Origin of the sequence: Acinetobacter lwoffii (assembly GCF_024129595.1) — a bacterium.
In the GTDB taxonomy this organism is placed as follows: Bacteria; Pseudomonadota; Gammaproteobacteria; order Pseudomonadales; family Moraxellaceae; genus Acinetobacter; species Acinetobacter lwoffii_O.
The window spans coordinates 1-11,775 of sequence record NZ_JAMXXS010000017.1 but is presented as its reverse complement, the minus strand read 5'-3'; the positions used below and the strand labels follow the sequence as shown (position 1 = coordinate 11,775).

Annotated in this window: 11 protein-coding genes; all 11 read left to right on the top strand. The window is 45.0% G+C overall.

The annotated features are described in order from the left end of the window. Window positions 1-77 precede the first annotated feature (77 nt). On the top strand, window positions 78-2,855 hold the full coding sequence (locus NI466_RS09450; RefSeq protein ID WP_253173405.1) for a nitrate reductase: 2,778 nt from the start codon (window positions 78-80) through the stop codon (window positions 2,853-2,855). Further along, entirely contained in the window at window positions 2,852-3,478 is a 627-nt protein-coding gene (mobA, locus tag NI466_RS09445) for a molybdenum cofactor guanylyltransferase (protein WP_253173404.1), read from the top strand. Before NI466_RS09450 ends, mobA begins: the two co-directional genes overlap by 4 nt. A gap of 230 nt (window positions 3,479-3,708) precedes the next feature. Further along, on the top strand, window positions 3,709-4,734 hold the full coding sequence (moaA, locus tag NI466_RS09440) for a GTP 3',8-cyclase MoaA (RefSeq protein ID WP_253173403.1): 1,026 nt from the start codon (window positions 3,709-3,711) through the stop codon (window positions 4,732-4,734). A gap of 2 nt (window positions 4,735-4,736) precedes the next feature. Then, a complete protein-coding gene (locus NI466_RS09435) occupies window positions 4,737-5,003 on the top strand; it encodes a MoaD/ThiS family protein (RefSeq protein ID WP_253173402.1) in 267 nt (88 codons plus the stop codon). 1 nt (window position 5,004) lies between these two features. Further along, the gene (locus tag NI466_RS09430) at window positions 5,005-5,547 is read left to right on the top strand and encodes a molybdenum cofactor biosynthesis protein MoaE (RefSeq protein ID WP_253173401.1); all 543 of its coding nucleotides are present in this window, start codon (window positions 5,005-5,007) and stop codon (window positions 5,545-5,547) included. 68 nt (window positions 5,548-5,615) lie between these two features. Beyond that, window positions 5,616-6,539, top strand: a complete 924-nt coding sequence (gene moaCB / locus NI466_RS09425) for a bifunctional molybdenum cofactor biosynthesis protein MoaC/MoaB (protein WP_253173400.1) — start codon at window positions 5,616-5,618, stop codon at window positions 6,537-6,539. Further along, window positions 6,536-7,777: a molybdopterin molybdotransferase MoeA gene (locus NI466_RS09420; RefSeq protein WP_253159993.1), complete on the top strand. Its 1,242-nt coding sequence runs from the start codon at window positions 6,536-6,538 to the stop codon at window positions 7,775-7,777. Before moaCB ends, NI466_RS09420 begins: the two co-directional genes overlap by 4 nt. Before the next feature lie 47 nt (window positions 7,778-7,824). Beyond that, entirely contained in the window at window positions 7,825-8,589 is a 765-nt protein-coding gene (modA, locus tag NI466_RS09415) for a molybdate ABC transporter substrate-binding protein (protein WP_253173399.1), read from the top strand. 6 nt (window positions 8,590-8,595) lie between these two features. Further along, a complete protein-coding gene (modB, locus tag NI466_RS09410; protein ID WP_253173398.1) occupies window positions 8,596-9,279 on the top strand; it encodes a molybdate ABC transporter permease subunit in 684 nt (227 codons plus the stop codon). 1 nt (window position 9,280) lies between these two features. Next, window positions 9,281-9,922: an ATP-binding cassette domain-containing protein gene (locus tag NI466_RS09405; RefSeq protein ID WP_253173397.1), complete on the top strand. Its 642-nt coding sequence runs from the start codon at window positions 9,281-9,283 to the stop codon at window positions 9,920-9,922. Between the two features lie 330 nt (window positions 9,923-10,252). Next, on the top strand, window positions 10,253-11,602 hold the full coding sequence (locus NI466_RS09400; protein ID WP_253173396.1) for an MFS transporter: 1,350 nt from the start codon (window positions 10,253-10,255) through the stop codon (window positions 11,600-11,602). Window positions 11,603-11,775 lie beyond the last annotated feature (173 nt).

Here is an 11,775-nt window from a genome sequence, read left to right as displayed (position 1 = left end):
AAATCAAACCTGTAAAAGCTAGATATCAGAGATTTGGTGAAACACGTGAATTTGGATGATTAAGGAGCACAGCAGCAATGAATAGTATTCCGGTTATGGAACTACATAGCTCTACTGAATCCCAAATAAAAACTACTCAGACGACCTGTCCTTATTGTGGAGTAGGCTGTGGTGTCATCGCGGACGTAACCCATACCTCGATGGGTGAAAAGGTTCAGATTGAAGGCGATGTTCAGCATCCGGCGAACTTGGGCAAGTTATGTATTAAAGGCAGTCATCTTGCCGATACACTTAGTCTAAAAACCCGGCTTCTGCATCCGATGACAGGTCGAAAAGAACAGCGGCAAATAAGCACTTGGGATCATGCCATTTCAAGTATTGCCAGTAAATTTCAGCAATGTATTGATCAGTATGGACGCGACAGCATCGCCTTTTATGTCTCCGGCCAGCTTTTGACTGAAGACTATTATGTGGTGAACAAGTTTGTAAAGGGCTATCTGGGTACTGCCAATATTGATACCAATTCAAGACTGTGCATGTCTTCTGCTGTGGCGGCACATAAACGGGCTTTCGGCGAAGACCTGGTACCGGCCAGCTACACAGATTTTGAGCAGACAGAAATGGTGATTCTGGTCGGTTCCAATACTGCCTGGTGCCATCCGGTGCTTTATCAGCGCATCATGAAAGTCAAAGAAGAGCGGGATTTATTCGTGGTGGTGATTGATCCCCGCTTTACCGCAACCTGTGAAGCGGCAGACTTACACTTGCCGATTTTACCAGGTCAGGATGTCGCGCTGTTTAATGGCTTGTTGCAGTATCTTCAGCAAAATAGTCATGCCGATCTGGATTTTGTTACCCAACATACTCAAGGTCTGGAGCAGGCGCTTGCCAGCAGCTCGACAGAGTCATCGATTGAAAGCGTGGCAAGACGTACCGGTATTGCTATTGAAAAATTAATCTTATTTTTTCAAAAATTTGCCCAGACCGAAAAAATTATGAGCCTGTTTTCCATGGGCGTAAACCAATCCTCCCAAGGCGTAGACAAGGCCAATAGCATTATCAACTGTCATTTATTGACAGGAAAAATAGGCAAACCCGGTTCGGCACCTTTTTCCATGACCGGACAACCGAATGCGATGGGCGGACGGGAAGTCGGTGGGCTGGCCAATATGCTGGCCAGTCATCTGGATTTGGATAATCCGCAGCATCAGCAACTGGTGCAGGATTTCTGGCAAAGCCCGGTCATCGCCCGGCAGCCCGGATTAAAAGCGGTAGATTTATTTAAAGCGGTGGAAAGCGGGAAAATCAAGGCCATCTGGATTATGGCCACCAATCCGATCGTGAGTTTGCCCGATGCAGATCAGGTTAAACGCGCTCTGGAGAAGTGTGAATTTGTGGTCGTTTCCGATATTTGTCTCGACACCGATACCACGCAATATGCCGATGTACTGTTACCGGCATTGGGTTGGGGCGAAAAAGATGGCACAGTCACCAATTCGGAGCGCCGTATTTCCCGGCAAAAGGCTTTTTTGCCGGCTCCGGGTGAAGCCAAAGCAGACTGGTGGGCCATTTCTCGGGTGGCTCAGGTCTTAGGTTTTCGCGGTTTTGACTTTAGCAATAGCCATGACATTTTTCTGGAACACGCCCGTTTATCTGCCTATCAGAATAGTTCACTTTCGCAACGCGCAGATACACCCAATTTTCGCTATTTCAACCTGCAAGGTTTAACTCATCTCGGTTTTGCGGAATATCAGAATCTGACACCAGCCCAGTGGCCGGTCTGGGATAAACAAGAAGACCATCAGGTGAGTCAACTATTTAGTCAAGGCCAGTTTAGCCATGCAGATGGCAAAGCCAGATTGGTGCCAACAGTTGCAGCCGATCCGGTACATGCTATTTCTGCTGAATATCCTCTGATCTTGAATACCGGACGCATTCGCGATCAATGGCACACCATGAGCCGTACCGGATTATCTGCCAGTTTATCCCAGCATCGTGCCGAGCCTTATTGTGAGCTGCATCCGCACGATGCGCTAAAATATGGCCTGAAAGATGCCGAGCTGGTCGAGGTGAAATCGGCTTGGGGAAGTTGTGTACTCCGTGTGCAATTTTCACAAAATATGCGACGTGGCCAGATTTTTGCACCGATTCACTGGAACGACCAGTTTGCGTCCGATGCGCGGATTGGCAAAGTGGTGAATCCGGTGGTTGACCCGATTTCCGGCGAGCCAGAGTTTAAGCATACTCCGGTGATGATCCAGCCATTTTATATTCAGTGGCAGGGCGTGCTGTATGTACGGGAAGGCTTTGAGCAGCAGATCCAGACCATGATTGAAAATACGGTGTGGTGGAGCAAAATTCAAACCACTCAGGCCATCCGGTATGAACTGGCAGACCGGCGCAGGTTTTCTGACATCACCGGGCAGATCAAGAGCCTGTTAGCCTTTGATGATGAAAGCTTTGAATGGCTGAATCTCGAAGATCAAACGGCGCATATCAGTCATAGTGTGGTGCTTCAGGATGGCCAGTTAATTGCCAGTTTTTATATCGCACCGGTGGCGCTATTGCCAGATCGTGACTGGGTGGCTGGTCTGTTTAAGCGTGAACGTCTGAGTGCATTGCATCGTAAAGCATTGCTGGCAGGTCAGGCCATGTCGATGGGAAATAGTGAAGGGGCATTGGTCTGTAGCTGTTTTAAGGTCGGTAAGAACCGAATTATTCAAACTATTAAAGATAAAAATATCACGCATGAAAAACAAGTGACTGCATGTCTAAAAGCCGGAGGAAATTGCGGTTCATGTTTGCCAGAAATTAGAGGCCTGATTAAGGCCTGCCAGACGGAGTGCATAGAATGAAAAGAAAAGTGATGAAAACGGTGTCTTATCCGGAAACTGACGTGGTGATCCTGGCCGGAGGTTTAGCGCGGCGCATGAATGGCATCAATAAATTGCTGCACAAATTTGATGATGAAATCCAGCTCATTAAAATTCATCAGCAGTTGAAGTCCCGGGCAAGCAAAGTCTGGGTCAATAGCCATCGAGATCATTCCATTTATAAACGGATGATTCCTTCGATCGACTTTTATCAGGACGATGAACCCGGTTTTCAGGGACCATTGATGGGCATGAAGAGTGCCTGGTCACATGTACAATCTGATTATGTGCTGTTCGTACCCTGTGATGTGACCTATATTCCCAAAAAAGTCATTTCACGTTTACATCAAGCCCTGCAACGACATCCTTTATCTGAAGTGGCGGTAGTTGAAATCAATGAAAAAGCATTGTTTCCATTCTGTCTGATGAAGCGCAGCAGCTTACCCACTCTTATACAACATCTTGAACAGGATCAGCGCAGTTTAAAACGCTGTTTTGCTGACATGCACATGCAGCGGGCAAGTTTTAAAAATCGTGCCCTGTTTTTCCACAGCATTAATTCATTTGATGAGCTACAGCAGCATCAACAGCTTAACTTTCTATAGCGTTTACAATGCTAAAAGCCGAATTATCATATTCTGGCTCACCAAAATATTGCTTTTTTTATTTTTCGAGCAAACTTTCGGACTAAAAAAGAACAAATATTATCCATTAATATTATTTAAAAATAAATTTGTGCAAAGTTGGAACACTTATTGCTCATTCATTGTGAAGAAATAGGGCAGTAAATCAAGACTGTTAAATAACCGTGCAGATCTCATCATGGACCGCAGCAATGAACAGCATGAAAGTTTTAGCATCTCGCAGTATCTTTCAGGATCAGTTTGGACGCCAGAAACGTAAGTTGCGAATATCAGTGACTGACCGCTGTAATTTCAAATGCAGCTATTGCATGCCTGAACATCCGGAATGGATGAATAAAAAAGATTTGCTCAGTTTTGAAGCCCTGTATGCTTTTTGCGAGTTTATGGTGCGACACGGGATTGAGCAGATCCGGGTGACGGGGGGCGAACCGTTGATGCGCCAAGGCATCGTTCATTTTATTGCCCGCTTACAGACGCTGAAAGCCTTTGGTCTTAAACGTATTTCCATGACCAGCAATGGCCATTATTTAAAAGATTATGCTCAAGCGCTTAAACAGGCAGGACTGGACGACCTGAATATCAGTCTGGACAGTCTTGATCCAAAGCAGTTTCAGCAACTGACCCAAAAACAGTTACAGCCTGTACTTCAAGGTATTTCTGCCGCGCAGCAGGCAGGGTTGTCCGTCAAGATAAATAGTGTGCTCATCAAAGGCATCAATGACAATCAGATTATTCCTCTCGTAAAATGGGCACAGTATCAGGCTGTAGAACTGCGTTTTATTGAGTTTATGCCCCTCGATGGCGATCAGAAATGGAATCCGTCTGATGTCATCAGTGAGCAGGACATATTGGATCAACTGAAAACCGAATTTGATGTCCGGGTATCTCAAGGACAAGGCGCCAATCCAGCCCGTGGCTATCTGGTCAATGGGCAGCCTTTGGGGATTATTTCCACCATTACCCATTCATTTTGCGGTGATTGTGATCGTCTACGCCTCAATGCCCAAGGCGAATTTTATAACTGTTTATTTGCCAGACAAGGCCTGAACCTTAAGGCAGATATCGAACAACTGGCGCTGGATCATTTCGCCACACAGACATTCCAGCACAAGCTTCACGCTTATATCTGGCATAAAGAAGCCGGTTTCCATGCGATCCAGCAATCACCAATACAAAAGCCGATCCGAAAAATCAGCATGCACAGCATTGGAGGATAAATATGTCACTCACTCAGCAAAAATTAATTCATATCAAAATAGAAGCCTTCGGTGCGATTGAACGCCAAATCCCCGCAGATTTGAGTTTGCAATGCGAGTCTGAAATTCAGGTTTCTGCAGTCCTGAACCAGTTGCTATCCATTTATCCTGATATACAGCCCATGCTGGAACGCTGCGCCTGTGCAATCGGTGAAGACATTATTTCCAGACAGAATGTTTTAAATCGTGACAGTACGCTGGTGCTGTTATCACCGGTAGCAGGAGGCTGAGATGCAACTCAAACCATTAAAACAATTTGCCCGAATCCAGCAGACTGCTTTCAGGATGGAGGATTTTGATGGTATTCAGTATTTTCCGGAATGTGGTGGAATCGGCATCTTTGTCGGAACAGTACGTAACCATCATCAGGGGAAAGCTGTGCGTGCCCTGAAATATACCGCCTATGCGCCTGTGGCTGAAAAAATGATTCGTGAAATTGAACAGCAGATCCAGATCAAATACCAGGTGTCTTATGTGCGGGTGGTGCATCGGATTGGTGAGTTGGGGATTGGAGAAACAGCCATCATTGCTATGGCTTATGCGGCCCATCGTCGTGAGGCCTTTGCTGCCTGTGAGGAAGCTGTGGAACGGGTGAAGCATGAAGTTCCGGTCTGGAAAGAAGAATTTTATATGGATGGTAGCAGTCAATATGTCGAAGGCTGTTGTATCCGAAAAGATCATGGACCTGAAACGGATCACTCTCATCCTGCAAAAGATGTGCAATGTCACCATCACCATGTAGCACCACATGCTTGCCAATCACCATCTAATTAAATGCGTCCAATGAGAACCCATAACATAAATCACTTTAAACAGATTTTTAAATTAGTCCGGGATGAATCATGAAAAATGTAGGGATGAAAGCAGAAAGTTATCGTACAGCAATTGCCACTGGAATCCTGCATGCACCGCCACATTGCATTGAGTTGCTGCGTAATGGCAATACTGAAAAAGGGGATGCCCTGAAAACAGCACGCATTGCCGGCATTCTGGGTGCCAAACGGACCGATGAGCTGATTCCACTCTGCCATCCATTGCCGATTTATCGTGCCGATGTGGAATATGAACTGTTTGAAGCGCATGTCGAAATTATTGCTACCGTGGAAACCATTGGACCCACTGGTGTGGAAATGGAAGCTTTGACCGCAGTCAGTCTGGCCGGTCTGACCCTGTATGACATGCTGAAACCGCATTGTGAACCGGAAGATTTGTCGTTGGATCAATGCAGATTGCAGCAGAAAAAAGGTGGAAAATCGCATTTTACCCGCGTACTTAAAGAGAGTCTGTCCGCTTCGGTTATTGTGCTGTCCGATACGGTTGCAGCAGGCAAAAAGCCGGACACTGCCGGACAAAACGTAATGGAAATTTTAAAAGAAGCCAATTTTGATTCTATTAGTTATCAGGTTATTCCCGATAGCCCAGAACAGCTCTTGACCCTGATTGAACAGCAGAAAAATCAGTATCCGCTGATTCTAACTGTGGGCGGTACTGGCTTAGGTCCTAAAGACCTGACCGTCGAAACCCTACAACCTTTGCTGCAACGGGAAATTCCCGGTTTAATGGAAGCTTCACGTAGTTTTGGGCAAAAACGTACCCCTTATGCAGCATTAAGTCGTGGCGTGGCTGGCTATATTGAGAACAGTCTGGTGATGACCCTACCGGGAAGTCGTCAGGGTGCGAAAGAATCTCTGATCGCGGTACTTCCGGCTTTGGTGCACTTGTTTGATGTGCAAAAAAATATCCCACATGCGGGGGGCTATCAATGAATCAGGCACTATCACATTCAGCCTGCGGTGCTGAACCGGGACTGATTTCTGTTGATCAGGCACTGCAGATGTTACTTGAGCAGACGCATATCTTGGTAGCTGAAAGCCTGCCGCTTGCTCGGGCTCTGAATCGCTATCTGGCAGAGGCGATTGATTCGGCCATACCATTGCCGCTGTTTTCACAAAGTGCTGTAGATGGCTATGCGCTTTGCAGTCCAGAAAATGTTAGTGCTCACAGCACTTTTGAACTCATTGGAGAGATTCGGGCAGGGCAAAGTACTGAAATTGAACTGCGGCCAGGTCAGGCGGTCCGGATTTTTACCGGTGCCAGGATTCCAGCAGGAACTACAACGGTCGCCCGTCAGGAAATTGTCAAATGCCATGCCAATCAAATCATTATTACAACAGACCTAAAGCCTCATACGGATATACGTGATGCAGGCGAGGAAATCGCACAAGGGCAGCGTCTGGCAGATGCAGGTCAAAAACTGCATGTAGGTGCAATTGCAGCTTTGAGTATGGCAGGTGTAAAGCAGGTTTCAGTCTATCGTTATCCTAAAATTGCTGTTGTGATTACTGGAGATGAAGTCGCTTCCAGCATTGAAGACCTGAATTCCGGAAAAATCTTTGACGCCAATGCTCCACTGATTCAGGCCTGGTTTCAATCACAGGGTCAAAACGTAGATATTCTGCATGTTTCAGATAATGAGTATGAGCTGCAAACGTTAATACATCGTCTTAAAAACCAATACGACTTCATATTGACCACAGGCGGGGTTTCGGTGGGTGATTATGATTTCATTCGTCCTGTTGCCCTGGAGCAGGGTTTTGAGCAGATTTTCTGGAAAGTGAAGCAGAAGCCCGGAAAACCGATGTTATTTGCCAAGTATCGTCGAGATGATCAAGGTTACTGTTATCTCTTGGGTTTGCCGGGAAATCCGGCTGCTGTGTATGTCGGGATGCAAATCTATACGACAACTTTACTGAATGCCTTACAAGGGCAAAAGCAGTCACCTGCATGGCTTAGTGCGGTAATGACACATGATTTGAAAGCGGATGCACGTGAACGTTTTTTAAGAATGGCTGCAGAATTTGATCAGGGTACTTTAAAGCTCAAAAGCCTGGCGAAACAGCAGTCGCATATGTTGAGTAATCTGATGCAGGCCAATTGTCTGGTACGTATTCCGGCCGGAACAGAAATCCAGGCTGGGCATGTGGTACAGGGTTTACTGATTTGAAATGCCTGTCGCAATTCTCAATATTCGAATCACATAGAATGAGAAAGATGGATTTATTCAAAGTTCTACTCACTGGCGTGCTGTTGACTAGCCCCATGCTGTATGCCGAAACAGTTAAAATATATGCCGCAGCCAGCCTGACCAATGCGATTACTGATATTTCCAGACTATATGAGCAACGGCATCAGGACATCCAGATCGTTCCGGTTTTTGCTGCGTCTTCGGTATTGGCGAAACAAATTGCAGCGGGAGCTGAGAGTGATATCTTTTTTTCTGCAGATCTTGAATGGATGCATAATTTACTTAAAAAACAAAAAATTTCGATCGGTCAGATTCGACCTTTGCTCTTGAATGAACTTGTATTGATTAGTCCTATTCAGAAAAAAAATCATTTTAAAATGTCAGCCGACTTTAATTTTGCTAAAGCCTTTCAGGGTTATTTATGTACAGGACAAATGGAATCGGTGCCTGCCGGGAAATATGCCCAGCAAAGCTTAACCCGGTTGGGCTGGTTGAATCCGCTTCGGGGCAGAATTGTCGGTACAGATAGCGTCCGTTCAACTCTCGCATTTGTAGAACGTGGCGAATGTCAGGTCGGCATTGTGTATAGAACTGATGCCTTGATGAGTAAAAAAGTTAAAATTTCAGGAGTATTTCCAGCCAGTACACATCGTCCGATTGTGTATCCAATCGCTTTAACCCGGCAGGGCCAGAAAAATCAGGCAGCAGTCCAATTTTCTGAATTTATCCAGACGAGTCCAAGGGCCAGGCAGATTTTCCAGAAATATGGTTTTAAGCTTAAGGTAGGCTAACTGCTCATGCTTACACCAGAAGAACTGAGTGCCTTAGCGCTTTCAGCCAAAGTAGCGGGCTTTGCCACAGCGGTGTGTCTGCCATTTGCTACCGCCGTAGCATGGTTACTGGCGCGTTATGAATTCAGGGCCAAATTTCTCGTAGAGGCAATATTGCAGATGCCTATGGTGCTACCGCCGGTAGTACTGGGCTATCTTCTGCTCCTGCTATTTGGTCATCAGGGTATGCTGGGGCAATATCTACATAAATGGGGAATTCAGCTGATATTTAACTGGAAAGGTGCGGTACTGGCAGCAATGATTGTGGCATTTCCTTTAATGGTTCAACCAATTCGCTTGTCTTTTCAAATGATCAACCGGCAGTTAGAACAGGTGGCAGGATCTTTGGGCGCCACACCATGGCGGGTATTCTGTAGCATTAGCCTGCCTCTGGCTTTGCCTGGAATTTTAATCGGCAGCATTTTATGTTTCAGCCGCAGTCTGGGAGAATTTGGTGCCACGATTACCTTTGTTGGCAATATTCCAGAAGAAACCCGTACCATTCCCATCGCCATTTATAGCCTGTTACAACAGCCTGATGGAGAAAGTATGGCTATGCGTTTGGTCATTTTATCTCTGATTCTGGCTTTTTCAGCCTTGATTGCAAATTACTGGATCATGCAGAAGTATCAACGTAAATTGGAGGCTTAAGATGCTGAAGTGTGATTTTCAGTTTAATTACGCAAATTTCCAGCTACAGGCCAGTCTGGATATGCAGACACAATTGATTGGTATTGTGGGAGCCTCAGGAAGTGGGAAAAGCACCTTTTTAAAAAATATTGTAGGGCTATTAAAACCATCACAAGGCTTTATTCATTTTCAGCAAAAAATATTATTTGATCATCAGCAGAAACTGAATATTCCTGTTCATCAAAGAAAAATTGCCCTGATTTTTCAGCAAGCCCTACTGTTTCCGCATCTGAATGTCATGCAGAATTTGAAATATGCAGAACAGCTAAATATAAAAAATAAAGGTCAGCAGAAATTTACGTTTGAAGACATTGTGGAGTTACTCGAATTAAAGCCACTACTTCGGCATCGGGCGCATCAGCTTTCTGGTGGACAGGCACAGCGCGTTTCTATCGGTCGTGCACTTTTATCTTCTCCCGACCTATTACTTTTGGATGAGCCTTTAAATGGACTGGATCAAAAGCTGAAAAACCAGATTTTACCTTTTCTGAAAATTGTGATTCATCAAACAGATTTACCCATGATTTATGTGACTCATCATGTAGATGAAGTGGCGTATTTACAGGCACAACTGCTGCATTTTGAAAAGGGAAAAATTATTTGATCCAGCCCTGCACCGATTTAAACCAGCAATGACTCCGGGCAGGTCATCCTATCGCTGTTTTGCTCATAATTTCTCAGAAGATATCTATTTTTCTCTCTATTTTTAAGAAAGAAAAGTCTAAATTTGAAAGTGAAATAAAAATTATTTTATATAAAAGAATAGTTTATTTTATGTTAAAAATAATCTGGCATGACCTATGCATATATCTAATTAAAGTCAAAGAAGACTCTACATTTGTATGACGGCCAATGACGTCCGTTCTGATCGTTACTGATATGCCTGGTGCATCACAGTGACTTAAATACGTTCAGTTCTGGTAAGGAAATGGCTATGTCTTCAAATACAAGTCTCAATAAAGCAACAAAAATAAGTCTATTTAACTTCAGTAGTTCAGCGATGCGGGCCTTCCATATGAGTTGGCTCGCTTTTTTTGTCTGTTTCTTTGCGTGGTTTGCCTGTGCACCGTTAATGCCAGTGATTGCCGGTGAATTCAGCCTGACCAAAGAGCAGATCGCCAATATCAATATTGCCGCAGTCGCGATTACAATTCTGGTGCGTCTGATCGTGGGGCCGTTGTGTGATAAATACGGTCCGCGTAAAACCTATACCGCCTTACTGATTATTGGCAGTATTCCGGTGTTTGGTGTGGCGTCGGCCAACAGTTATGAATCTTTCTTGTTTTTCCGTTTATTGATTGGCGCCATCGGTGCCAGCTTCGTGATTACTCAATATCATACCAGTATCATGTTTGCGCCAAATGTGGTGGGAACGGCAAATGCAACTACAGCAGGTTGGGGGAATGCCGGTGGCGGTGCGACTCAAGCCCTGATGCCTTTAATGCTGGCTGCTTTGGTGATGTTCGGTGTAGAACAGGCAATGGGATGGAGAATTGCACTTCTGGTTCCGGGTATTCTGATGATCATTGTCGGTGTACTGTACTGGAAATTCACCCAAGACTGTCCACAAGGCAATTTTAAAGAACTCCGTGCTGAAGGTATTTCTGTTGGTAGCGATAAAAAAGGCGGCCTTGCAATCTTGATGCATGCCGCACGTAACTACCGTGTCTGGATTCTATTTGGAGCTTATGCAGCCTGTTTTGGTATTGAAATTTTCATCCATAATATTATTGCCTTGTACTTTGTCGACAACTTCCAGTTTGGCCTAAAAGAGGCAGGCATGGCTGCCGGGATTTTTGGTTTACTGGCATTGTTTGCCCGTGCCTTGGGTGGCATTGTTTCAGACAAAGTCGCGATTCGAAAAGGTCTGGATGGCCGAACCAAAGTCCTGTTTGCTTTGATCATGCTGGAAGGTCTATTTCTTATTCTGTTTTCGCAAATGAATAGCGCGACCTTGGCGATCATGGCAATGACCATCTTTGCCTTGTTTACTCATATGGCATGTGGTGCAACCTATGCACTGGTACCCTTTATCGACCGTGATGCCTTGGGTGGTGTGGCCGGTATTATTGGAGCAGGTGGCAATGTCGGCGCGGTAGCTGCAGGTTTCCTGTTAAAAGGCATATTGGATATTCAAACCACTTTGATGGTACTGGGTAGCTTGGTGGTGATTGCTGCAAGTTGTGTGTTGATGATCCGCTTCTCTGTCGAACATAAAGAAAAAGAACAGCTGTTATATGAACAGGCCGTGACTGAACGTCATCTGGCGGAAGTACAGCAATAACACAACACGCCCTGATATAAAATGAATTGACAAAAAGGATAGCAATATCCTTTTTGTTGTTTGTGCTAACGCAATAATAAAATAGATCTCTTGCGAAAGTAAAAAATTGTTTATACTAGCCCCATGAAATATGAAAATTTAACTCGATTTAATGATGGGGAATTTAAACGACT

Coding starts and splice junctions, on each gene's coding strand:
- NI466_RS09450 (WP_253173405.1), top strand. CDS start 78: ATGAATAGTATTCCGGTTATGGAACTACATAGCTCTACTGAATCCCAA.
- mobA (WP_253173404.1), top strand. CDS start 2,852: ATGAAAAGAAAAGTGATGAAAACGGTGTCTTATCCGGAAACTGACGTG.
- moaA (WP_253173403.1), top strand. CDS start 3,709: ATGAACAGCATGAAAGTTTTAGCATCTCGCAGTATCTTTCAGGATCAG.
- NI466_RS09435 (WP_253173402.1), top strand. CDS start 4,737: ATGTCACTCACTCAGCAAAAATTAATTCATATCAAAATAGAAGCCTTC.
- NI466_RS09430 (WP_253173401.1), top strand. CDS start 5,005: ATGCAACTCAAACCATTAAAACAATTTGCCCGAATCCAGCAGACTGCT.
- moaCB (WP_253173400.1), top strand. CDS start 5,616: ATGAAAAATGTAGGGATGAAAGCAGAAAGTTATCGTACAGCAATTGCC.
- NI466_RS09420 (WP_253159993.1), top strand. CDS start 6,536: ATGAATCAGGCACTATCACATTCAGCCTGCGGTGCTGAACCGGGACTG.
- modA (WP_253173399.1), top strand. CDS start 7,825: ATGGATTTATTCAAAGTTCTACTCACTGGCGTGCTGTTGACTAGCCCC.
- modB (WP_253173398.1), top strand. CDS start 8,596: ATGCTTACACCAGAAGAACTGAGTGCCTTAGCGCTTTCAGCCAAAGTA.
- NI466_RS09405 (WP_253173397.1), top strand. CDS start 9,281: ATGCTGAAGTGTGATTTTCAGTTTAATTACGCAAATTTCCAGCTACAG.
- NI466_RS09400 (WP_253173396.1), top strand. CDS start 10,253: ATGTCTTCAAATACAAGTCTCAATAAAGCAACAAAAATAAGTCTATTT.